The 23,480-nt window shown below is 70.9% G+C and carries 19 protein-coding genes and 1 pseudogene; 13 read left to right on the forward strand and 7 right to left on the reverse strand.

The window, feature by feature from the left end; all coding sequences use genetic code 11:
* Window positions 1–11: 11 nt before the first annotated feature.
* Entirely contained in the window at window positions 12–1,349 is a 1,338-nt protein-coding gene (locus ACFYZ8_RS41730) for a 6-phospho-beta-glucosidase (protein ID WP_359029799.1), read from the reverse strand.
* Window positions 1,346–2,110 (reverse strand): DeoR/GlpR family DNA-binding transcription regulator, encoded by a 765-nt coding sequence (locus tag ACFYZ8_RS41735; RefSeq protein WP_359029798.1) that lies wholly within the window; start codon window positions 2,108–2,110, stop codon window positions 1,346–1,348. Before ACFYZ8_RS41735 ends, ACFYZ8_RS41730 begins: the two co-directional genes overlap by 4 nt.
* A 128-nt stretch (window positions 2,111–2,238) precedes the next feature.
* Between ACFYZ8_RS41735 and ACFYZ8_RS41740 the strand changes: the two genes are divergently transcribed.
* The 8 genes from ACFYZ8_RS41740 (at window position 2,239) to ACFYZ8_RS41775 (ending at window position 14,312) form a co-directional block, all read left to right on the forward strand.
* Entirely contained in the window at window positions 2,239–3,255 is a 1,017-nt protein-coding gene (locus tag ACFYZ8_RS41740) for a carbohydrate kinase family protein (RefSeq protein ID WP_359029797.1), read from the forward strand.
* A gap of 65 nt (window positions 3,256–3,320) precedes the next feature.
* Window positions 3,321–4,598 carry an extracellular solute-binding protein gene (locus ACFYZ8_RS41745; protein ID WP_359029796.1) on the forward strand — a complete coding sequence of 426 codons (1,278 nt, stop codon included), beginning with the start codon at window positions 3,321–3,323 and terminating at the stop codon, window positions 4,596–4,598.
* Between the two features lie 124 nt (window positions 4,599–4,722).
* On the forward strand, window positions 4,723–5,607 hold the full coding sequence (locus ACFYZ8_RS41750; protein WP_388533708.1) for a carbohydrate ABC transporter permease: 885 nt from the start codon (window positions 4,723–4,725) through the stop codon (window positions 5,605–5,607).
* Window positions 5,604–6,473: a carbohydrate ABC transporter permease gene (locus ACFYZ8_RS41755; protein WP_388532238.1), complete on the forward strand. Its 870-nt coding sequence runs from the start codon at window positions 5,604–5,606 to the stop codon at window positions 6,471–6,473. Before ACFYZ8_RS41750 ends, ACFYZ8_RS41755 begins: the two co-directional genes overlap by 4 nt.
* Before the next feature lie 388 nt (window positions 6,474–6,861).
* The gene (locus ACFYZ8_RS41760) at window positions 6,862–7,812 is read left to right on the forward strand and encodes an alkaline phosphatase family protein (protein ID WP_388532236.1); all 951 of its coding nucleotides are present in this window, start codon (window positions 6,862–6,864) and stop codon (window positions 7,810–7,812) included.
* Window positions 7,809–10,748: a glycoside hydrolase family 2 TIM barrel-domain containing protein gene (locus ACFYZ8_RS41765; protein ID WP_388532234.1), complete on the forward strand. Its 2,940-nt coding sequence runs from the start codon at window positions 7,809–7,811 to the stop codon at window positions 10,746–10,748. The genes ACFYZ8_RS41760 and ACFYZ8_RS41765 overlap by 4 nt, the downstream gene beginning before the upstream one ends.
* A gap of 35 nt (window positions 10,749–10,783) precedes the next feature.
* Window positions 10,784–12,616 (forward strand): LamG-like jellyroll fold domain-containing protein, encoded by a 1,833-nt coding sequence (locus tag ACFYZ8_RS41770; protein ID WP_388532232.1) that lies wholly within the window; start codon window positions 10,784–10,786, stop codon window positions 12,614–12,616.
* A gap of 25 nt (window positions 12,617–12,641) precedes the next feature.
* A complete protein-coding gene (locus ACFYZ8_RS41775) occupies window positions 12,642–14,312 on the forward strand; it encodes a PHP domain-containing protein (RefSeq protein WP_359029791.1) in 1,671 nt (556 codons plus the stop codon).
* An 85-nt stretch (window positions 14,313–14,397) separates the two neighbouring features.
* On the opposite strand, the gene ACFYZ8_RS41780 is transcribed toward ACFYZ8_RS41775, so the two are convergent.
* The 4 genes from ACFYZ8_RS41780 to ACFYZ8_RS41795 are packed head-to-tail and all read right to left on the reverse strand — an operon-like array spanning window position 14,398 to window position 18,200.
* Window positions 14,398–14,853 (reverse strand): MaoC family dehydratase, encoded by a 456-nt coding sequence (locus ACFYZ8_RS41780; RefSeq protein WP_355732506.1) that lies wholly within the window; start codon window positions 14,851–14,853, stop codon window positions 14,398–14,400.
* A gap of 14 nt (window positions 14,854–14,867) precedes the next feature.
* Entirely contained in the window at window positions 14,868–16,373 is a 1,506-nt protein-coding gene (locus ACFYZ8_RS41785; protein ID WP_388532228.1) for a long-chain fatty acid--CoA ligase, read from the reverse strand.
* Window positions 16,374–16,383: 10 nt separating this feature from the next.
* Window positions 16,384–17,259 (reverse strand): amidohydrolase family protein, encoded by an 876-nt coding sequence (locus ACFYZ8_RS41790; protein ID WP_388533706.1) that lies wholly within the window; start codon window positions 17,257–17,259, stop codon window positions 16,384–16,386.
* A gap of 23 nt (window positions 17,260–17,282) precedes the next feature.
* A complete protein-coding gene (locus ACFYZ8_RS41795) occupies window positions 17,283–18,200 on the reverse strand; it encodes an SDR family NAD(P)-dependent oxidoreductase (RefSeq protein ID WP_388532227.1) in 918 nt (305 codons plus the stop codon).
* Window positions 18,201–18,397: 197 nt separating this feature from the next.
* On the opposite strand from ACFYZ8_RS41795, the gene ACFYZ8_RS41800 reads away from it, so the two are divergent.
* From ACFYZ8_RS41800 to ACFYZ8_RS41820, 5 genes and pseudogenes are all read left to right on the forward strand, one after another.
* Entirely contained in the window at window positions 18,398–18,817 is a 420-nt protein-coding gene (locus tag ACFYZ8_RS41800) for a MarR family transcriptional regulator (protein WP_359029787.1), read from the forward strand.
* The gene (locus tag ACFYZ8_RS41805; RefSeq protein WP_388532225.1) at window positions 18,814–19,599 is read left to right on the forward strand and encodes an IclR family transcriptional regulator; all 786 of its coding nucleotides are present in this window, start codon (window positions 18,814–18,816) and stop codon (window positions 19,597–19,599) included. The genes ACFYZ8_RS41800 and ACFYZ8_RS41805 overlap by 4 nt, the downstream gene beginning before the upstream one ends.
* 688 nt (window positions 19,600–20,287) lie before the next feature.
* Window positions 20,288–21,484 carry a sensor histidine kinase gene (locus ACFYZ8_RS41810; RefSeq protein ID WP_388532223.1) on the forward strand — a complete coding sequence of 399 codons (1,197 nt, stop codon included), beginning with the start codon at window positions 20,288–20,290 and terminating at the stop codon, window positions 21,482–21,484.
* The gene (locus tag ACFYZ8_RS41815) at window positions 21,481–22,149 is read left to right on the forward strand and encodes a response regulator (RefSeq protein WP_388532221.1); all 669 of its coding nucleotides are present in this window, start codon (window positions 21,481–21,483) and stop codon (window positions 22,147–22,149) included. Before ACFYZ8_RS41810 ends, ACFYZ8_RS41815 begins: the two co-directional genes overlap by 4 nt.
* Before the next feature lie 7 nt (window positions 22,150–22,156).
* Window positions 22,157–22,375, forward strand: a pseudogene (locus ACFYZ8_RS41820) (transposase family protein); the annotation flags it as partial.
* Between the two features lie 83 nt (window positions 22,376–22,458).
* Here the strand turns inward: ACFYZ8_RS41820 and ACFYZ8_RS41825 are convergent.
* Complete coding sequence (locus ACFYZ8_RS41825; RefSeq protein ID WP_388533703.1) at window positions 22,459–23,355, reverse strand: alpha/beta hydrolase; 897 nt, start codon at window positions 23,353–23,355, stop codon at window positions 22,459–22,461.
* Window positions 23,356–23,480 lie beyond the last annotated feature (125 nt).

The raw sequence follows: 23,480 nt of genomic DNA on the forward strand, positions 1-23,480 counted from the left end.
GGAACCCGTCGCTACTTAAGGTACGCGAGCCCCGGGTGCACGGAGGTGTAGCCCTCGACCAGCTTGCGGGCCACATTGACGGAGTCGACCAGCGGGTGCAGCGCGAAGGCCTTCACCGCGGTCGTGCGCGAGGCCGACTCGGCGGCGGCCAGCACCTCGCGCTCGACCGCCTTGACCGAGCAGACCAGGCCGGTGGCGTGGTCGGGCAGCGGGGCGACGGAGACCGGGTGGGCGCCGTTGGCGTCGACCAGGCAGGGCACCTCGATGACGGCGTCGCCGTCGAGCACCGAGAGCGTGCCCTGGTTGCGGACGTTGAGGATCAGGGTGGTGCGCTCGTCGCGGGCGATGGCCCGCATCAGGGCGAGGGCGACCTTCTCGTAGCCGCCGGAGAGGTCGTCGGCGTCGCGCTCGCCGGCGCCGGCCGTCTCCCGGTTCTCGGACATGTAGGTGGCCTCGCGCTCGGCGCGGGTGCGGTCCCAGGCGTCCAGCGCCTTCACACCAGGGGTGCCGACCTCGTCGTAGAACCGGGCCTGCTGGTCGGCGAGGAAGGCGCCGCGGGTCTTCTCGGCCTGCTGGTAGGCGCGGACGGCCTCGCGGTTGAAGTAGTAGTAGTGCAGGTACTCGTTGGGGATCGCGCCCAGCGACTGGAGCCAGTCGACGCCGAAGAGCTTGCCCTCCTCGAAGGAGCCGAGCAGGTCGGGGTCGGCGAGCAGGCGCGGCAGCTCGTCCCGGCCGGCGATCTTCAGGCCGCGGACCCAGCCGAGGTGGTTGAGGCCGACGTAGTCGATCCAGGCCTCGTTGGGGTTGGCGCCGAGCACGCGCGCGATGCGGCGGCCGAGGCCGACCGGGGAGTCGCAGATGCCGATGACGCGGTCGCCGAGGTGGCGGGACATGGCCTCGGTGACCAGTCCCGCCGGGTTGGTGAAGTTGATGACCCAGGCGTCGGGGGCGAGGCGCGCCACCCGGCGGGCGATGTCGACGGCCACGGGCACGGTGCGCAGGCCGTAGGCGATGCCGCCCGCGCCGACCGTCTCCTGGCCGAGCACGCCCTCCGCGAGGGCCACCCGCTCGTCGTCGGCACGGCCCTCGAGACCGCCGACGCGGATCGCCGAGAAGATGAAGTCGGCGCCGCGCAGGGCCTCGTCGAGGTCGGTCGTGGCGCTCACCCGTGGGGCGTCCTCGACGCGGGCGGCCTGCTCGGCGAGGACCCGGGTCACCGCGGAGAGCCGGCCGGCGTCCAGGTCGTGCAGCACGACCTCGGTGACCCTGCCCTCGCCGCGGTCGCCCAGGAGGGCGCCGTACACGAGCGGCACGCGGAACCCGCCGCCGCCCAGAATCGTCAGCTTCACTTCTGCACCTTTCCTGCCTCGACCACCTCGACGCCCGCCTCCTCCAGGGAGGAGCGGGTCACCGGGTCGGCCGGAGCGTTCGTGACCACCACGTCCAGGTCCTCGGGATCGCAGACCTTCGCCATGCCCGTACCCGGGAACTTGGCGGCGTCGGCGAGCAGGACGACCTTGTCGCCGGCCTTGATCATGGCTCGCTTCACCGGAACCTCGACGACCGTCGTGTCCATCACCTGCCCACCGGGGCGCACTCCACTGGTGCCGAGGAAGAGCCAGTCGGCGTGCAGCTGGCGCAGGTTGTCCTCGGTGAGGAAGCCGACCAGGCTGCGGTACTCACGGCGGAGCATGCCGCCGAGCAGCACCAGCTCGATGCCCTCGTCGTCGGCGAGCTCCTCGTAGACCACCAGGTTGCTGGTGATCACCGTGAGGCGACGGCCGTGCAGCTGGCGGGCCAGCCGGTAGGCGGTGGTGCCGATGTCCAGCAGCACGGACTGGCCGTCGGCGACCATGGCGGCGGCCCGCTCGGCTATGGCGTCCTTCTCGGCCACGCGCACCTCGGCGACCTCGGCGAAGGGCTGGTCGCCCTCCTCCACGACGGCGCCGCCGTGCACGCGCGTGAGCAGCCCGTCTTCCTCCAGTTTGACCAGGTCTCGCCTGATAGTGGCAGGGCTCACACCCAGCTGCTCGGAGAGATCGGTCACGGATGCGGGGCCACCGGAGCGCAGGGCCCGCAGGATGAGTTGGTGTCGTCGTTCTGCCAGCACGGCGTGAACACTACTCGTCATCTTCAATCAAATCCATGCTCAGTTCTGCTCGGGTATTGACCAATCTCGCGGATCAGCGCACGATTCCCGTCATCGAAATTGACGAGTTTTGACGAGAGGCTCTTCGCGTGGACGACGACAGGCCCGACGTGCTCCTGACCGGGCTGCTCTTCTACGACCTCGTCCTCACCGGCCTCGGGAAGCCGCCGACGCCCGGAGAGGAGATCTGGACGGCCGGCATGGGCTGCGGCCCCGGCGGCATCGCCAACCTGGCGGTCGCCGCGTCCCGCTTCGGTCTGCGCACCTGGCTGGCGGCGGCCTTCGGCGACGACTTCTACGGCGAGTACTGCCGGGACGTGCTGTGCGACCAGGAGGACATCGACCTCTCGCTCTCCCGCACCGCGGACGGCTGGCCCACCCCGGTCACCGTCTCCCTGGCCGCCGGCCACGACCGGGCCCTGGTCACCCACGGGCAGGAACCGCCGTACTCCCAGGACGCGCTGATGGGTGACCCGCCCGAGGCGCGTACGGCCCTCGTCCACCTGGAGGCCGAGCCCCGCGCCTGGCTCTCCAAGGCCGCCGCCAACGGCACGCAGATCTACGCGGACGTCGGCTGGGACCCCACCCAGGAGTGGTCGAAGGACCTGCTGGAGCAGCTCGCCCTGTGCCACGCCTTCCTCCCGAACGAGACCGAGGCGATGGCCTACACCCGCACCGACAGCGCGGTCGCGGCCCTCGGCACGCTCTCCGAACTGGTGCCGGTCGCGGTCGTCACCCGCGGCGGTGACGGCGCGGTGGCCGTCGACCAGATGACCGGCGAGTACGCGGAGGTCCCGGCCCTCCCCGTCGACGTCCTGGACGCGACGGGCGCCGGTGACGTCTTCGGCGCCTCGTTCGTCGCCGCCTCCTTGGGCGGCTGGCCGCTGGAGGAACGGCTGCGGTTCGCCGTCCTCGCGGCCGGACTCTCCGTCCGGCACCACGGGGGCGCCCTCGCGGCCCCCGGCTGGTACGGCGTCGACCGCTGGTGGCGCTCCCTGACCGACCCCGACCTGCGCAAGGCGTACGGCTTCCTGGCCGACCGCCTGCCGGCGGACGTCGGCCCGCCGGTGCGCCACGCCCCGGTCACCCCGCCCCGGCACCACTGACCCTCACAACGCCCCCACAGTCCCACGCCCCTCAGCACCACGAACAGGAACAACAGGAGTGACCCGTGGACCTTTCACGTAGAGGCTTCCTCCAGGCCGCCGCGCTCACCGCGGCCGCCTCCGGACTGACCGTCGCCTGCGGCGGCGGCTCGGGCTCGGGCGGCACCAAGAACGGCAAGAACCTCACCCTGTGGTACTGGGGCGGCGCGCTCAGCGACAAGGTGGTCGCGGAGGCGAAGACCCACTTCAGCAGCGAGATCAAGCTGACCACGGCGTCCATCGGCGGCGACTTCAAGCAGAAGCTCACCACCACCCTCGCGGCGGGCACCTCCGTGCCCGACATCACCGGCATCAAGGGCGAGGACATCGCGTCCTTCCTGCCCAACGCCAACCGCTTCCTCGACCTCAACGACCTCGGCTTCAAGAAGCTCGCGCCGCAGTACCTGGACTGGAAGACCAAGCTCGCCCAGACCGAGGACGGCAAGCAGATCGGCTTCCCGATCGACATCGGCCCCACCGCGCTCTTCTACCGCGAGGACTTCTTCGCCAAGGCCGGGGTGGACACCGACCCCGCCAAGGTCGCCGCCCTGGTCAAGACCTGGGAGGACTACTTCCAGCTCGGCGTCGAGCTGCAGAAGAAGAACCCCGGCACCTATCTGATCAACAACCTCGGCTCGATGTTCGACATGACCGTCGGCCAGGGCACCCAGCGGTTCATCGACAAGGACAACCACTTCATCGGCGACGGCGACCACATCCGCGCCGCGTGGACCACGTCGGTACGCCCCTACACCCTCGGCCTCGACGCCAAGATCAACGACAACACCTGGAACGCCGCCATCGGCAAGACCCTCCTCACCGAGCTCGGCGCGGCCTGGCACGCGCTGGACATCGAGCAGGCCGCCCCGCAGACCAAGGGCAAGTGGCGGGTGTGCGCGATGCCGGTCGGACCGGCCAACCAGGGCGGCTCCTACCTGGCCCTGCCCAAGCAGTGCCGCAACCCCGAAGAGGCGTTCAAGATCATCAGCTGGATCCTCAGCCCCGCCAACGACGCCCGCGGCTTCACCGACGCCGCCATCTTCCCCGCCGCCCCGGCCGCCTACACCACGCCGGCCATGACGGGCCCCGACGCCTTCTTCGGCGGACAGAAGATCATCGAGGTGTTCGGTCCTGCCGCCAAGGCCGTTCCGCTCGCCTACGAGGCCCCGGCCGACGCCGCTGTCATGGCCCCGTACAAGACGGAACTGACCAACATCGAGGCCAAGGGCAAGAAGCCCGACGACGCCTGGAAGGACGCGGTCAGCCAGGCCAAGCAGATCGCCCGGCGGCAGGGGGTGAGCTGAGGTGACGTCACCTCCGGTCACCGGTTCCGCCGAGGTGCCACAGCGCCTCGGCGGGCCGGGCCCGGCCCGGTTCCGCCCGCGGCGCGCGACGCCCGTGGGTATCGCTCGGCCCAAGCGGCGCGGGGTGCTGTCGTACTGGCGGCAGTACCTGGCGATCTCGCCGTTCTACCTGATCTTCGCCGCGTTCTCGTTCTTCCCCGTCTTCTACTCCCTGTACCTGGCCTTCCAGCGCTGGGACGGCATGGGCACCATGCAGTTCGTGGGGCTCCAGCAGTTCCGGTTCCTGTGGGACGACCCGGTCTTCTGGCTGTCGATCCGCAACACCCTGGTGATCTGGGTGCTGTCCACCGTGCCGACCCTCTTCGGCGCCCTGATGCTGGCGACGCTGCTGCACTCGGTGCGCCGCTTCAAGGGCTTCTACCGCATCGCGCTGTACGTGCCGAACGTGACCTCGATCGTCGCCGTGGCGATCTTCTTCGGCGCGGTGTTCAGCAACAACTTCGGTCTGGTCAACGCGATTCTCGGCGTGGTCGGCATCTCGCCGGTGCCGTGGCTGAGCAACCCGTGGCTGATCAAGGTGGTCATCTCGCTGCTGATGACCTGGCAGTGGACCGGCTACAACATGATCATCTATCTGGCCGGTCTCCAGGCGATCCCGGGCTCGATCTACGAGGCGGCGAAGATGGACGGCGCGGGCCCCATCCGCACCTTCTTCCAGATCACCATCCCGATCATGCGGCCGATCATCCTGTTCACGGTCATCATCTCGACCATCAACGGCCTGCAGAGCTTCAGCGAACCGCAGGTCCTGTTCGCCAGCAACGCCGCCAACGCCAACCTCGGCGGCCCGGGCCAGGCGGGCCTGACGACCTTGCTGTACTTCTACCAGTCGGCCTTCCTCAACAACGACTACGGCTACGGCGCGGCCATCGTGTGGGCCTTCTTCGTACTGATCATCATCCTCGTCGCCGTCAACTGGCGCATCACCACACGAGGGAGGAAGGCATGACCGCGGTCGACACCGCGCGGCCGGCCACGGGCGGCAGGCGACTTCGCCGCCCCAAGGGCCTCACCGCGCACATCATCCTCACCGTGGCCGTCCTGATCTCGGTCTTCCCGTTCGCGTGGACGATCGTCATGGCGACCAACACCACGCAGGACATCTACAAGAGCCCGCCGAAGTTCACCTTCGGCTCGCACCTGCTGGAGAACATCCGGCATGTGCTCAACACCATCGACTTCTTCGGGTCGATGCTCAACACGGTGATGGTCGCGACCGTCACCACCGCCCTGGTGCTGTTCATCGACTCCCTGGCGGCCTTCACCTTCGCCAAGTTCGACTTCCCCGGGCGCAAGATCCTCTTCGGCACGCTGCTGCTGTTCATGATGCTGCCGCTCCAGCTGGCGATCCTGCCGCAGTTCATCCTGATGTCGAAGATCGGCTGGGTGGGCATGCTCAAGGCGCTGGCCCTGCCGTCCCTCGCCAACGCCTTCGGCATCTTCTGGCTGCACCAGTACATCCAGAACGGCGTGCCCGACGAACTCCTCGACGCCGCGCGCATCGACGGCGCCGGGTTCTTCCGCCAGTACTGGAACATCGCCCTGCCGATGATCAGGCCCGCGCTGTCGTTCCTCGCCATCTACGCCTTCGTCAACTGCTGGAACGACTACATCTGGCCGCTCGTCGTGCTCACCGACCCGGGCCACGTGACCCTCCAGGTGGAGCTCGCCCAGCTCAACGTCGGCCACACCACCGACTACAGCATGGTCATGGCCGGTGTGCTGATGGCGGCGCTCCCGCTGGTCATCGTGTTCAGCATCTTCGCCCGCGGGTTCATCGCGGGCGCCACCGAGGGAGCGGTCCAGGGCACCTGACCCGGTGCCGGGAGAAAGGGGGGTGGGCGGTGAGCCACACCATCGGCAAAGTGCTCGTCGTCAGAAGGGACGGCCCGCGCCGCGCCCACACAACCGGTGCACCGCCCCACGGCCGCGCGGACCACCCCGCCCCGGCCAGACCACACCCCAGAACAACCTCCACCGAGCCCGGACCGGCCCACCCACAGCCGCGAGAAAAGGGGTCGGCGGTGAGCCACACCATCGGCAACGTGCTCGTCGTCAGCAGGGACGGCCCGCGCCGCGCCCACACAACCAGTGCACCGCCCCACGGCCGGACGGAACACCCCGCCCCGGCCAGGCCACAGGCCAGGACAACCTGCACCAAGTCCGGACCGGCCCACCCACAGCCAGGAGAAAGGGGTGGGCGGTGAGCCACACCATCGGCAAGGTGCTCGTGGTGGGCATGGACGGGCTGCGCTACGACCTGCTGTCCCGTGCGACGGCCACGGCGCCCGTCCTGCACCGCCTGATGGCGGCGGGCGCCCACGGCACCAGCCTGCTGCCCTACGGCGAGGCGGACGGCCAGGCCCCGGACGGGCCGTCCACCAGCATGGCCTACACCGACTCCGGGCCCGGCTGGTCGAGCGTGCTGACCGGGGTCTGGCCCGACCGGCACGGCGTGCGCGGCAACGACTTCGCCGGGGCCGACTACGCCGGCTACCCCGACTTCCTGACCCGGGCCGGCACCGCCCGGCGCCGGCTGCGCACCGCGGCGGTGGTGTCCTGGCCGGAGCTGATCCGGCGCGGCACCCTCGGCCCCGCCATCGGCCGACGGGTCCGCTACGACGGCGAGACGGACGGATACGACACCGCGGACCGCCTCGTGGCCCGCACCGCGGAGCGCTGGCTCAGCCAGGAGGATCCCGACGCCGTGTTCGTGTACTTCGGCGCCACCGACGAGGCCGCCCACGCCACGGGCCCGCACAGCCCCGCCTACGACCGGGCCCTGCTCACCCAGGACACCCACCTCGGATGGCTCCTTGCGGCCATCGACGCCCGGCGCTCGGACCCGGCCCGCGCGCGGGAGCGCTGGACCGTGCTGGTCACCACGGACCACGGGCACCTCGACACCGGCGGCCACGGCGGCGACACCCGCGCCGAGCGCGAGGTGTTCGTCGTCCTGGCCGAGCCCGGCCTGCCCGGCGGCACCCGGCTCGACACACCGCGTCTCATCGACATCGCTCCCACCGTCCTGGACCGGCTCGGCGTCCCCGTCGACCCGGCCTGGGGCCTGCAGGGCCGGGTCCTGCACGGCCACGGACCGTCCTGCCACGCCCCGGCGCCACCCACCGCACCTCCGACCCCGGAACGGTCATGACCGACGCACCCCGTCCCACCGATCCCCTCCTGGCCCTGCGCCCCTGGGAGGCACCCGAGGTGACCTCCTGGGGGCGGCTGCCCATGAACGCCGTCGACCGGCGCTCCGGAGCACTCCCCCTGGACGGCGACTGGAGTTTCCAGCTGCTGCCAGCTCCGGACGCGCCGGTCGGCGGTCCCTGGTCGTCGGCCCACGTCCCCGGCGTCTGGACGATGCAGGGCACGGACGACCTGCCGCGGTACCTCAACGTCCGCATGCCGTTCCCGGAGTTCCCGCCGCACTCCCCTGCGGCGAATCCCACGGGCGTGTACGAGCGTGAGGTCGACGTCCCCGCCGAGTGGGCCGGACGCCGGATCGTGCTCCAGGTCGGGGCCGCCGAGAGCGTCCTGCTCGTCCATGTCGACGGGCGGCCCGTCGGGATCTCCAAGGACTCCCACCTGGCGGCCGAGTTCGATCTGACGGGACTGGTCCGCGCCGGCGAGCGGGCCGTCGTACGGCTGACCGTCGTCAAATGGTCGGACGCCTCGCACATCGAGGACCAGGACCAGTGGTGGCACGGCGGGATCACCCGGTCGGTGCTGCTGTACGCGACGGATCCGCTGCATCTGGCGGACGTGACCGTACGGGCGTCCTTCGACGGCTCGCTGCGGGTCGACTGCCGGGTGCGGGACGCGCGGGGCGCGCTGCCCGGGGGGTGGTACGTCAGCGGGGAGCTGGACGGTCTCGAGCTCGCGCAGGACGCCGAGTTCGACCGGTTCAACGCCGAGGACGAGCGGGTCTCCGACTTCCTCGGCGAGGCCAGGATCCGCACGACCGTAACGGGCGTGCGCACCTGGAACGCCGAGACGCCCGAGCTGTACGACCTCACCGTCCGGCTGCACCGCGCCGACGGCACGGTCGCCGACACCTCACGGCACCGGATCGGCTTCCGGGACGTCGAGATCGCCGGCCGGGACCTGCTGGTCAACGGCGAGCGGGTGTTCGTCCGGGGCGTCAACCGGCACGACTTCCACCCCCTGACCGGGCGGACGGTGTCGTGCGACGACATGCGCGCCGACCTGGTCACGCTGAAGCGCTTCGGGTTCAACGCGATCCGTACCTCGCACTACCCCAATGACCCCTCCCTGTACGACCTGGCCGACGAGCTCGGCTTCTACGTCGTCGACGAGGCGGACATCGAGTCGCACGACCACGCCCACGAGATCGCCGACGACCCGCGCTATGTGAACGCCTTCGTGGACCGGGTCTCGCGGATGGTGCTCCGGGACAAGAACCACCCGTCGGTCATCATCTGGTCGCTCGGCAACGAGTCCGACTACGGGGCCAACCACGACGCGGCCGCCGGATGGGTGCGCCGGCACGATCCGACGCGCCCGGTCCAGTACGAGGGGGCCGCGAAGCTGGACTGGGCGGCGAGCGGCGACGCCACCGACATCGCCTGCCCCATGTACGCCTCGCTGGAGGAGTGCGTCGAGCACGCGCTCTCCGGACGGCAGACCAAGCCGCTGATCTGGTGCGAGTACTCGCACGCCATGGGCAACAGTAACGGCACGCTCGCGGACCATTGGGCGGCCATCGAGTCAACGCCAGGTCTTCAGGGCGGGTTCATCTGGGAGTTCTGGGACCACGGCATTCTCCAGCGTGTGAACGACGGCAGACCGGTCGGGCGTGGGGGCGCCGGGCTCTATGACAACGGTGTCGCCGCGCCCGGACATCGCTGGGCGTACGGCGGCGACTTCGGCGAGCCCGACCACGACGGTGCCTTCATCGCGGACGGTGTGGTCTTCCCCGACCGCACGCCCAAGCCGGTGATGTACGAGCACCGGGAGATCGCGGCGCCGGTGCGCATCGAGTGCTTCCGGCACGAGGGCATCGTGCTCGGCAACCACCAGCACTTCCGGGGCCTGGCCTGGCTGGCCGGCGAGTGGGAGCTGTCGCTGGCCGACGGCCGGACCCTGACCGCGCCCGCAGAGCTGCCCGATCTGCGGCCCGGCGAGACGGCGGCCGTACCGCTGCCGTTCGAACTGCCCGAGGACGGCGGCGAGGCGTGGCTGACGCTGCGGGTGACGACCGCGGAGGACGAGCCCTGGGCGCCGCGCGGCACGGTGGTGTGCGTGCCGCAGGTCAGGCTGCGGGAGGCGGTGCCGCAGGCTCCCGCGCCCGTGCGGAATCGTTCCGTCAAGGTCGACGACGACGGACTCCTGGTCCACCCGCTGCTCACCTCGGCCCCCACGCTCTCGCTGTGGCGGGCGCCCACCGACAACGACGAACTGGGCGGTATGGCACCGCGCTGGCGTGGCTGGGGTCTCGACACGCTGGTGCGGAAGGTCGCGCACATCCGGCAGACCTCCGGACGGGTCACCGTCCGTGCCGAGTACGCCTGTGACGCCGGCGTCGTCCGCCATGTGCAGGTCCTCACCGCCGTCGAGGGCGGAATCCACGTCGAGGAGTCGGCCGAGCTGCCGGAGGAGCTCCACGACGTGGCACGGGTCGGCTCCGTGTTCGAGACCGTCGCCGGGCTCGACCTGATGGAGTGGTACGGACAGGGCCCCTGGGAGTCCTATCCGGACCGCAGCTTCGGGGCGCCGGTCGGCCATCACGCGGTGCCCGTGGACGCGTTGTTCACCCCCTATCTGCGCCCGCAGGAGAGCGGCGGCCGGCACGGTGTCCGGCACTTCACGCTCTCCGCGCCGGACGCCACCGGCCTCACGGTCGTCCTGGACGAACCCCGCCAGGTCGCCGTGACCCGCTATCGCGCCGCGGACCTCGCCGGGGCGGCACACCACGACGAACTCACCCCGCGGGCCGGCTGCGTGGTGCACATCGACGCGGCCCACCGCGGCCTCGGCACCGCCTCGTGCGGCCCCGACACCTTCGCCTCCTATCTCGTCGCGCCGGGCGTCCACCGCTGGAGCTGGACCCTGCGCGCGCTCTGAACCCCCTTACGACTTCCCCTTGTTACGGAGCACACGTGTGTACTTCGCATGACCACAACCAGAGCGAGGCCGAGGCCGCGCAGGCCGGTGCCGGACGGCGCAGTTTCCTGCGCGCGACGGCACTGCTGGGCGCGGCCGCCACGGCCGGGGTCGCGCTGCCCGCGGTGGCCGAGGCCGCCTCCGGTCCGTCCTGGCGTCCCGACACGGAGAGCCGGCGTTTCACACTCGCCGTCATGCCCGACACCCAGTACCTCTTCGACGGGCCGAGCATCGACAAGGCGCCCTTCGAGGCCTCGCTGCGGTATCTGCTGGAGCACGGCAAGGACGAGAACATCGTCTTCCTGTCCCACCTCGGCGACCTCACGCAGAACGGCGCGGTGGCCGAGTTCGCCGCGATCGGCGACGCGTTCCGGCTGCTCGACCGGCGGGGCGTCGGTTACAGCGTCCTCGCCGGCAACCACGACGTGAAGTCGTCCACCACCGACCAGCGCGGCGCTACGCCGTACCTGGACACGTTCGGGCCCGACCGGTTCAAGGGGCACAAGACCTTCGGCGGTGCCTCGCCGGACGGCTACAACACGTACCACCTGTTCAAGGCCGCGGGCCGCGAGTGGATGGTGCTCGCCCTGGACTGGCGGCTGTCGGACCAGGGGTACGCCTGGGCGAAGAGCGTCCTGGCCGCCCACCCGAAGACCCCGGTCGTCCTGACCACGCACGAGCTGGTCGTCGAGGACGACACCCTGTCGGACTACGGTCAGCAGCTGTGGGACAAGCTGGTCAAGGACCACGACCAGATCTTCCTCACCCTCAACGGCCACTACTGGCCGGCCGGCCGGGCGACCCTGAAGAACGCGGCGGGCAACGACGTTCACCTGCACCTGACGAACTACCAGAACCGGTACTTCGGCGGCGCGGCCATGATCCGCCTGTACCGCTTCGACCTCGACCGCGGTGTGATCGACGTGGAGACGGTCTCCCCGTGGATCCTCGGCCGGGCCGCCAAGGGGCTCAACGAGCTGGAGCGGCAGGAGATCGAACTCAGCGGCGACGCCGACCGCTTCTCGGTCGACATCGACTTCGAGCAGCGCTTCGCCGGGTTCGACCCGGTGCCCGCGCGTCCGGCGCGTCCGGTGTCGACGATGCTGATACCGGGTACGGCCGCCTACTGGCGGTTCGATTCGGCGGTCGACGGCACGGTCCGTGACCTGTCGGGCCGCGGCAACGACCTCACCGTGGTGTCGGTGGGCGGTGGCTCGCTCGGCTGGTCCGCGGACCACCACCCCGACCAGCCGGGCCACGGCAGCCTGGAGTTCCAGGGTTACAAGTCGCCGCTCAAGGGCGCGTACCTCCAGACGGTCGACAAGGCGCCCCTCAACTCGGCGGTCTTCAAGGACGGTTACACCATCGAGGTGTTCTACCGCATGCCCGCCGACTGGGACCCGGACCACAACGCCTGGGCGGGACTGGTCAGCCGACGGGGCACGGGCGGCGCCGCGGGCAAGACCGCGGACGACCCCGACGAGCCGCTCGCCACGCTGTCGCTGTCGAACGACCGTGAGCCGCAGTGGGCCATGCGCCCGCTCAACCAGCAGGGCATCGCCACCAACTGGGGCCAGGAGACGCCGCTGGAGACCTGGTGGCACCTCGCCGTCGTCAACGACGGAAAGCACACCACGCTGTACGTCCAGGGCTGCCCGGTGGTCCGCAACCCGAAGGCATCGGCCGTCGGGATCACCTCGGTCGGCGCGCCCTGGCTGCTGGGCGGCTACACCTACGCGGACAAGATCGACCAGATCTTCCACGGCCGGCTCGGTGATGTCCGGATCGTGTCGCGGGCGCTGCCCGTCTCCTCCTTCATGACGCACTGAACCGACTCACCCGACTGGGACCACCATGACCGAGCAGCAGCTGCCCTCCTGGGCCGACCCCTCCGTCCATCCCGCCGACCTCGACGCGCAGGGCGTGTCGAGACGCGGACTCCTGCGCCGCGCCGGCCTGTTCGGGGCCGCGTTCGCCCTCGGCTCGGCGGCGACCCCCGCGCTGGCCTCCTCGCGGCGCCCCGGCTTCGGCGGCGAGGACCCGCGCCTGGCCTACCTGGTGGGCGACCACCATGTGCACTCCGTGTACAGCCACGACGCCAAGTACACCTTCTCCCAGCAGGCGAAGGCCGCCGCGAAGTACGGCCTCGACTGGATGGTCTTCAACGAGCACTCCAACTTCGGACACGCCCACTACGGCGCCGAGCTGGAGCACGCGGAGATCGTCAAGGCCCGCGCGGAGAACCCTCGTCAGCTGATCTTCCAGGGCCTGGAGTGGTACATCCCGGCCGCCGAGCACTGCACGGTGTTCGCGGCTCCCGGGCCCCACGAGACCGACCTGCTCACGCAGTTCGAGCTGGCCTACGACGGCAAGCTGCTGAACTACACCGAGGGATCCGCGGGCGCGGCCGACACCGCGCGCAACGAGGCCCACGCCGTCAAGGCGATCAAGTGGCTGGCGGAGCAGCGCCGTTCGGGCTACGTGGACGACGTCCTGGTGCTCGCCAACCACCCGCTGCGCCTCGGCATCGACTCCCCGCACGAGCTGCGCAACTGGCGCGACGCGGCCCCCGAGATCATGATCGGCATGGAGGGCGCCCCGGGTGCCCAGGGTGCGGCGATCCCCGGCTGGCGCGGGGCGACCTCGATCCGCGGCGAGTACGAGAACAAGCCCTCGGCGCAGTCCTGGTCGGGCTATCCCGCGGACGCGTATCTGACGTACGGCGGCTTCGACTGGGCGACGGCGACCGTCGGCGGGCTGTGGGACTCGATGCTGGCCGAAGGCAGCCTGTTCTCGATCACCACGAACTCCGACAACCACCGCACCGTCTTCGACACCTGGAAGAACGGCGACTGGCCGGCCGGGCAGAACTTCGACAACACCGGCAAGCTGCCCGACCCGGTGAACACCGACACCCCGCAGCCCGGCAGCGACTTCTGGCCCGGCGAGTTCAGCCGCACCCACGTCGGAGTGACCCGCTACGGCTACCGCTCGGTCATGGCGGGCCTGCGGGCGGGCCGGGTCTGGGTGGACCACGGGCATCTGCTCGACGGACTCGACGTGCGCGTGAAGCGGGACTGCGACCCGGGCCGCGGGGTCACCCTGGGCGGGCGGCTGCGGGTCCGCAAGGGCGAGCGGATCACGCTGTACGTCACCGTCACCAGCGCCTCGCGCCCCAACCCCCAGGGAATCCTGCCCGAGTTGGCGCACGTGGACGTGATCCGGGGCGCGGTGCGCGGTCCGGTGAGCGACCGGGACGGCTGGCAGGCGCCCGACACCAGGGTCGTACAGACGAAGGACGTGTCCGGGCGCAAGGGGACGTACACCCTGCGTATCCCGCTGACCGCCGGGGACGAGTCGTTCTACGTCCGGCTGCGCGGCAGTGACGGGAAGCGGCACGGTGCCGGGTACCTCGGTGCCTCGGTCGACCCGCACGGGCCGATTCCGCACGAGCCCGGCAACGGCGACCCGTGGGCGGACACGTGGTTCTACTCCAACCCGGTCTTCGTCGACGTCACCGGCTGAGGCAAGCGCCCCGAAGGGGGCGCGGGGAACTGCGCGACCAGCCACAACGGTCGCGCAGTTGCCCACTGCCTCCGCATGGCACTTTCTAGGCGTAGAACCGGGAAAGGCTCTGCAGCACCGCCGCCGGCTTCGCCCCGCCCTCGATCTCGATCGCCCCGTCGACGGTGATCTGGACACCGCCCGGGACCTCCTCGACGTCGGTGAGCTTGGCGACGAGACGGATGCGGGAGCCCACCTTCACCGGGGAGGGGAAACGGACCTTGTTCAGGCCGTAGTTGACCTTCGTGCTGACGCCCTGGACGTCGAGGAGCTCGGTGAAGAGCGGGATGAACAGGGAGAGGGTGAGATAGCCGTGCGCGATGGGGGCGCCGAAGGGGCCCGCCGCGGCCTTCTCGGGGTCCACGTGGATCCACTGGTGGTCGCCGGTGGCGTCGGCGAAGGTGTTGACGCGCTCCTGGGTGACCTCGATCCACTCGCTGGTGCCGAGGTCGCTGCCGGCGAGCTTCTTCAGTTCGTCGAGGCCGTTCACGGTGACGCTCATGTAGCTGTCCTTGTCTAGGAGTCGGAGCCGTAGCGCTTGCGCACCCGGGACTTGAGGAGCTTTCCGGAGGCGGTGCGCGGGAGTTCGTCCGCGACCACCACCGACTTGGGGATCTTGTACTTGGCGAGCCGGCCGGCCAGGGAGGCCAGGATCTCGTCGGGGTCGGGCGTGGCGCCCTCGCGGGGGACGACGACCGCCCGCGGCACCTCGCCCCACTTGTCGTCCGGGACGCCGATGACCGCGCACTCGGCGATGTCCGGATGGCCGAGGAGCAGGTCCTCGATCTCGGCGGGGTAGATGTTCTCCCCACCGGAGATGATCATGTCCTTGATGCGGTCGACGATGAAGACGTAGCCGTCCTCGTCGACGCGGGCCGCGTCCCCGCTGCGGAACCAGCCGTCCGCGAAGGAGGCCGCGGTCTCCTCGGGCAGCCCCCAGTAGCCGGGCATGACGTGCGGGCCGCGGAGCACGACCTCGCCGGTCTCGCCGGTGTCGACGGGCGCGAGGTCCGGCCGGACGACCCGGACGTCGCTGAAGAAGTGCGGTACGCCCGCCGACCCCGCCTTGCTGATCGCGTGTTCGGCGTCCAGGAACAGGGTCCCGGGGGACGCCTCCGTCATGCCGTAGCCCTGGAGGAAGGTGAGCCCGCGCTCCTGGTACGCGGCGATGAGAGGCGTCGACACCGGTGAGCCGCCGCAGGTGAGGATCCGCAGCGACGACAGGTCCGCGTCCGCCCAGCGCGGGTGCCGCGCCACCTGCTCGAACATCGTCGGCACCCCGAACATGAAGGTGATCCGGTGGCGTTCGATCAGGTCGAAGGTCGCGTTCGGGTCGAAGGCCTCGACCAGGACGCAGGTCCCGCCCTTGAGCAACACCGGGAGCGTCAGCATGTTCAGCCCCGCCGTGTGGAACAACGGGGCGGACACCAGGGCGCGTTCGTCGGCGAGCAGGTCGTGGTCGATGAGGACGTTGATCGCGTTCCAGGTCAGGTTGCCGTGGGTGAGCATGGCGCCCTTGGGACGCCCTGTGGTGCCCGAGGTGTACATGATGATGCAGGTGTCGTCCGGCAGCACCGGCTCGTCGATCGGCTCGGCCGGCGACTCGGCGAGCAACTGCTCGTACTCGGCGCCGACTTCGACGTACGTCCGCACGTCGGTGCTGCCCGGCAGTCCGGCGACGAGCCCCGCGTGCGAGGGGGCGTAGACCAGCGCCCTGGCCCCGGAGTCGGAGAGCTGGTAGCCGATCTCCGGTCCGGCGAGGCGGGTGTTGAGGGGCACGAAGACCGCGCCGAGGGTGCCGGCCGCGAACAGCGTCTCCAGGTAGGAGGGGTGGTTGGGGCCGAGGTAGGCGACCCGGTCGCCGCGCCGGATGCCCCGGGCGCGCAGGGCGTGCGCGAGGCGGGTGACACGGATGTGCAGATCGGCGTACGACAGTGTCGTGTCGCCGTGGATCAGGGCGGTGCGGTGCGGGGTCTTGCGGGCCCGGCGTGCGGGCCACGAACCCAGTCCCTCGTTGCGCATCTGGGGCCCCTTATGGCTTGGTCAGCCCGAGCAGACGGGCGGCGTTCTCCTTGAGGATCTTCGGCTTCACCTCGTCCTTGATCGACAGCTTCTCGAAGTCGGCGAGCCAGCGGTCGGGGGTGAGGACGGGGAAGTCGGAGCCGAAGAGGACCTTGTCCTTGAGCAGGGTGTTCGCGTACTGCACGAGCTGCGGCGGGAAGTACTTCGGCGACCAGCCGGACAGGTCGATGTGGACGCCCGGCTTGTGGGTGGCGACGGCGAGGGCCTCGTCCTGCCAGGGGAAGGACGGATGCGCCAGGATGATCTTGAGGTGCGGGAAGTCGGCGGCGACGTCGTCGACGTGGAGGGGGTTGGAGTACTTCAACCTGATTCCCCCGCCGCCCGGGACCCCGGCGCCGATGCCCGTCTGACCCGTGTGGAAGAGGGCAATCGTGCCCGTCTCCTCGATCACTTCGAAGAGGTCGTATGCCACTGCCCTGTCGTTGGGGAAGAAGCCCTGGATGCTGGGGTGGAACTTGAAGCCCTTCACCCCGTACTCCTCGACCAGGCGGCGGGCCTGCTTGACGCCCGCCTTGCCGCGGAAGGGGTCGATGGAGGCGAAGGGGATCAGCACGTCGGAGTTGGCGGCCGCGGCCTCGGCGACCTCCTCGTTCGGGACCGGCGCGGTGCCGGTCGCGGACTCGGCGTCCACCGTGAAGATCACGGCGGCCATCTTCCGCTCGCGGTAGTACGCGGCCGTCTCTTCCAGGGTGGGCTTCCGCTTGCCCTCGACCTTGAAGTAGGCGGATGAGGCGTCGTGCAGGTCGTCGTCCAGCGAGGAGTGGCCCTTGGAGGAGACCTCCGCGTGGGTGTGCACGTCGATGGCGACCAGGTCGTCGACGCTCATGGGGGGCCTGGCGGGGGTCTCCATCACGCCTCCGGAAGCTTCGGTGCCGGGATGCCGACGGTCTGCAGTTCGGCGCCGACCGACGTGGGGAAGGCGTCGGCCAGGGTCTCGGGGGTCCAGCCGCCGTCGGCGTAGGCCGTCTTGATCTCCTGCGGATGGGACCAGAGTGCCACCTTGTCGCCGCCGATGCCGATCGCCTGCCCGGTGATGCCCCGGGCGGCCTCGGAGGCGAGGAAGGGGACGAGGGCCGCGCAGTCCTCGGGGGTGCCGAAGCCCTCGCCCTTGCGCAGGAAGTCCGGCAGCGGCTCACCGTTCCGCATGGCCTCGATGTACGGGGCGAAGGCGGGGATGGTCTCGGTCATCGCGGTGGCCGCGACCGGCACGATCGCGTTGACGGTGATGTTCGCGCGGCCCAGCTCCATGGACCAGGTGCGGGCGAAGGCGGCGATGCCGGCCTTGGCGGCGGCGTAGTTCGTCTGCCCGAAGTTGCCGCGCTGCCCGGCCGGGGAGCCGACCAGGATCAGGGAGCCGCCCTCACCCTGCTCGCGCATCCGGACCGCGGCGGCGCGGGCGCAGGTGAAGGTGCCCTTGAGGTGGGTGGCGATCACCGCGTCGAAGTCGTCGTCGGTCATCTTCCACAGCACCTTGTCGCGCAGGATGCCGGCGTTGGTGACCAGGACGTCCAGTCGTCCGAACTCCTCCACGGCCCGGTTGACCAGGCGCTCGGCGGCCTCGGTGGTGCCGACCGGGACGACCTCGGCGACGGCGGTGCCGCCCGCCTCGGTGATGGACTTCACGGCCTGCTCGGCGACCGCCTCGTCGACGTCGTTGACGACCACGGAGGCGCCGTGGGCGGCGAGGGCGTGCGCGTAGGCGAGGCCGAGGCCCCGGCCGCTGCCGGTGACGACGGCGACCTTGCCGGTGAGATCGATGCTGGGCACGAGCGGGTCCCTTCACATGGGTTCACATGGGGTGCGGCTACGAGATCGAAGCTAAGAGCAATAATTGGTGACGTCAATAGTTGTTGGCGACCTTCGGGTGCGTCATGCTGGAATCTCCCTGACACACCGAGCACGAGGAGCCCGCCATCACACGCCAGCACGTCACCCCGAAGCCCATCGACTCGGAGGAGCCGTGGATGCGCGGGCTGCACGCGGACACCGGTTACCTGCTGTACCGCCTGGGTCTGCGCTCGGGTCAGCTCTTCAACACGTTCCTCCAGGAGTCGGGCCTCAGGCTGCGGCACTACGCGGTGCTGCGGTATCTCGCCGGCTCCGAGGGCGCCCTCCAGCGGGAGCTGAGCACCCGGCTCGGTTACGACCCCAGCGCGATCGTCGGCCTGGTCGACGACCTGGAGAAACTGGGCCTGACCGAACGCCGCCCCTCCCCCGACGACCGGCGCAGCAAGATCGTCATGCTCACCGAGAACGGCCGGGCCTTCCTGCGCGGCACCGACGAGGCCGGCCGACGGGTCACCAACGACCTGCTCGCCCCGCTGGACGCCGCCGAACGCGAGACGCTCCAGGCCCTCCTGCTGAGAGTCGCCGACCAGCCATGACCGTGCGTTCCGCGCCGGACCGGCTGCTGTCCGTGCTCGCCGCGTTCGACCATGACCACCCGGCGCTGTCCCTGACCGACATCAGCCGGCGGGCCGGGCTGACCCTGACCACCACGCACCGGCTGGTGGGCGCGCTGACCGACTGGGGCGCGCTGGAACGGGACGAGGCCGGCGTCTACCACGTGGGGCTCCGCCTGTGGGAGGTCGCCGCGCTCGCGCCGCGCGGGGTGGCGCTCCGCCAGCTGGCGCTGCCGTATCTGGAGGACCTGTACGAGGCCACCCACGAGAACGTGCAGTTGGCGGTGCGGGACGGCTCGGACGTCGTCTACATCGAGTGGATCTCGGGGCGTTCCTCGGTCGGCGTGCACATCCGGGTCGGGGCGCGCTGGCCGCTGCACGCCACCGGGGTCGGCCTGGTGTTGCTGGCGCACTGCGAGCCGCGGGAGCAGGAGGAGTACTGCGCGGCCCCGCTCGCCGTGTTCACGCCGTACACCCTCGCCGAACCGGCGAGGCTGCGCCGGGTCCTGGCCGAGGTCCGGCGCACCGGCGTGGCCGTGAGCAGCCGTCAGGTCACCGACGACGCCCTCTCGGTGGCCGCCCCGGTGCGCGGACCGGACGGCTCGGTGACCGCCGCCGTCTCCGTCGTCGTACCCCAGGACGACGCGCAGGTACCGGTCCTGATCCCCGCGGTGCGGCTCGCGGCGCTCGGCATCTCCCGGGCGCTGGGCTGGCAGCCCGCGGTCACGCCCCACTCGGGGACGGAACATCCCTCGCATCGGTGAGGCCACGGCCGCGTCGGGGTCGTGTCCCTGGAACGCCCACTGGCTGATCCCGGCGATGCGGCGCGTGGCGCCCGGCCCCCCCGGCGCCGGATGCCCCTCGCACCGGCGAGGCCACGGCCCCGTCGGCGTCGTGTCGCTGCAACGCCCACTGGCTGATCCCGGCGGCGCGTGGCGCCCGGACCCCCGGGCGCCGGATGCCCCTCGCACCGGCGAGGCCACGGCCGCGTCGGGGTCGTGTCGCTGCAACGCCCACTGGCTGATCCCGGCGATGCGGCGCGTGGCGCCCGGGACCCCCGGGCGCCGGATGCCCCTCGCACCGGTGAGGTCACGGCCGCGTCGGCGTCGTGTTGCCGGCACTTCCCCTGCCGGCCCCCGCGGCGCCCCAGATCCCCGGTCCCTGGACCGACAGCCCGCGAACACTCCCGTGCCCGGCGCCGGATGCCCCTCGTACCGGTGAGGCCCCGCGGCACCGAGTCGATGCCCAGCCGCTGGCCCCCGCCGCACGTACCTCTTACGCCCCCACCCTGCTAATCCCCGCGATGCGGCTCGCACCGCTCGGGACCCCGTGCCCGGGACCACAACCCGCGATCACGCTCCCGGCCCGGCGCCGGATATCCCTCGCACCGGTGAGGTCCCGCCCCCTGCGCCCTCGTGATACTGGAACGGCCCCGGCCCCGAGGAGCCGCTCATGCCCGCCGCACGGTCCTGGTACGCCCCCGCACTGACCCGACTGAGGACGACGAACCCGTACGTCGTCGACGGCGCGCTCGCCGTGCTGGTGCTGTTCGCCGCGTCTCTCCAGTGGATGTTCCCCGACGAGGGGGACGACCCGCTGAGCCTGGTGGGCTGGCTGCTGGGGGCCGCCACCGCCGTCCCGCTGGTCTGGCGGCGCCGCTTCCCCTACGCGAGCGCGCTGGCGGTCTCGGCGGCCACCACGGCGATGGCGTACTACCACGCACCGCCGCCCGACGTGCTCTACGGCGGGTTCGTCGTCCTGTACACCATGGCCGCCGTGGGCCTGCCCTGGCAGCGCCGCAGCATGCTGGCCAGCTGGCTGCTCGGGGCCGTGCTGACCATGCAGCACAAGGAGCACTCCGAGCCCTTCGAGTACGCCTTCCACGTCACCGGCATGATCTGCGCCTACGGCCTCGGCGTGCTGGCCCGCGTCCAGCGCGCGTACACCGCCGCCGTCGAGGACCGCGCCCGCCGGCTGGAACGGGAGCGGGCCGCGGAGACCGCGCGGGCCATCGCCCAGGAACGCTCCCGGATCGCCCGGGACATGCACGACATCCTCGCGCACGCGGTGAGCCTGATGGTCGTCCAGGCGGAGGCCGGACCGGTCGTGGTGCGCAGTGATCCGGCCCGCGCCGAGGCCGCGTTCGACGCGATCGCCACCAGCGGCCGGGACGCCATGGCCCAACTACGGCGAATTCTCGGTGTGTTGAAGGAGGAGGAGCGACGCAGCGGCGCCACCCGGCTGCCTCAGCCGGACCTGTCCGGGCTCCCGTCCCTGGTCCGGCAGGTCTCCGAGTCGACCGGACTGCGGGTCGAGTCGACCACCCGGGGCAGGCCGCGTCCGCTGCCCCCGGACACCGAGGTCGCCGCCTACCGCGCGGTGCAGGAAGCCCTGACCAACACGGTGAAGCACGCGTACGCTTCCTGCGCACAGGTGGAACTCGACTGGTCGGAGGACGAGTTGACCCTCACGGTGACCGACGACGGCGGCGGCCCTGCGGGCACGGGCGGCGGACACGGGCTGATCGGCCTCAGGGAGCGCGCGGCCGCCTGCGGGGGCAGCGCCGAGACCGGGCCCGGTCCGCAGGGCGGCTTCCGGGTCGTCGTACGGCTGCCCGTCACCGCGGAGCGGGAAGCGGCCCTGGGGTGAGCATCCGGGTGGTCGTCGCCGACGACCAGGAACTGGTCCGCAGCGGCTTCAGCATGATCCTCGAGGCGCAGCAGGACATCGAGGTGGTCGCCGAGGCCGGGGACGGCGCCGAGGCGGTGGACGCGGTGCGCCGCCACACGCCGGACGTACTGCTCCTCGACATCCGGATGCCCGTCATGGACGGCCTGGAGGCGGCCCGCCGGGTGTGCGCCCAGTCCAGCTGCAGGGTGGTCATGCTGACCACGTTCGACCTCGACGAGTACGTGTACGACGCGCTGTACGCCGGAGCCAGCGGCTTCCTCCTCAAGGACGTGCGCCGGGACGACCTCGTGCACGCCGTCCGCGTGGTCGCGGGCGGTGATTCGCTGCTCGCGCCGGCCGTGACCCGCCGCCTGGTCGCGGACATCGTGCGCCGCCGCCACGAGGAAACCGCCACCGGGCCCGCCCCCGACCGCCTGGACGTCCTGACGGCCCGGGAGATGGAGATCCTGCGGATGCTGGCGAGGGGCCTGTCCAACGCGGAGATCGCCACGACGCTGTTCGTGAGCGAGCACACGGTGAAGACCCATGTCAGCAATGTGCTGGGCAAGTTGGGGCTGCGGGACCGGGTGCAGGCGGTGATCTGCGCGTACGAGACGGGTCTGGTGGTGCCGGGCTCCGCCTGAAGCGTGCTTGTTGCGGGTGGTGCGGGAACGGGCGGCAACGGTCCTGGCGGCGGGCGGCCGTGGTGCCGGCCGTTGGCAGATCGGGCGCTGCTGGTGGCGGTCTGCTACCGCACCAACTTGACCATGCGACAGCTCGCGCCCCTGTTCGCCGTCTCGCCGTCTCGCCGTCTCGCCGTTGACGGTGTGCCGGGTCATCCAGCGGCTGCGGCCCCTCCTCGCCCTTGAGCGGGGTCTGGCACAAGTTCCGTGAGCCGCTCACACCTTGCGGTGGTTGATCTTCATCGAGCGGTACGGTCGACCGAGCCGCGCCTACGCCGCGAGTGTGTCCAGGACTTCTGTGACGGAGGCGGGATCCAGAGGGCCTATGTGCGACGCCTCGGGAAAGTCATGTACGCGGAAGCGGTTGCCGGGTGTGAGTGCGTCGGCCTCCGCGACCATCCTGTCCTGCAGTGCGGTGGCGATCGTCCGGTCCCTACCGAAGCGCAGGTAGGTGCGGGGAATGCGTCCCCAGCTGTCAGCTCGGCCGACCGCTCGGCCCGCATAAGCGGTGATGGGCTCGTCGGTCTGCATGCCGGCCAGTATCCGGCGGAAGTCGGCGTCGGGGTGGTCCGCGCAGATCATCTCCTTCAGGAGGGCCAGTTCACGGCTGTCACCGGTCCGGAAGTTCAGCCGCAGCACCCCGAGCTCGTCCAGGTCACCTACCATCAGCTCGACCGGGCTGACGGCGTTGGCGTTCTCGGGTGCCGCCGTGCAGGCGTCCGCTGTGGGCAGGGCACGGCTGGGGCAGAAGGCCGCCATGTAGCAGATGTGGTGCAGCAGATGCGGGACGGCGTTGCCGACACGGCTGACCGATACGCCGCCCAGGCTGTGCCCGACCAGCACCACCGGGCCGTTCCGCGCCACGCGCCGCACGACGCCCGTGACGCGCGCCTCGTACTCGTCCAGCCCGAGTCCCTTCAGCGGGGACGGCTCCACCGCCATCGCTTTGAGGTCCTGCCGCTGATACGACTCCGGGACGAAAGCCTCCGCGCCATGCCCCGGCTGGTCCACCATGACGACGCGGTGGCCGCGCAGCGTCAGCTCCCGCGCGATCGGCATCCAGAACGCGCCGGCGCTGTGGGTACCGTGCACCAGCACATAGGTGGTGGGCCCGCGACGTGGCTCCGCCACCGCTCGTGAGGCTCCGAGGCCGCCGGCCAGAGCCATGCCCCCCACCGCGAGCCCCAGACCGCGCAGCGCCGTCCGCCTGGTGGTACCCGTTCGTTGTTCGTTCGTGGCATCCATCATGTTCCGACGCTATGAGCGGCCCCCTGAGCGCACCAGCGGCCCAG

It is taken from the genome of Streptomyces sp. NPDC001668, from assembly GCF_042893155.1.
GTDB lineage: Bacteria > Actinomycetota > Actinomycetes > Streptomycetales > Streptomycetaceae > Streptomyces.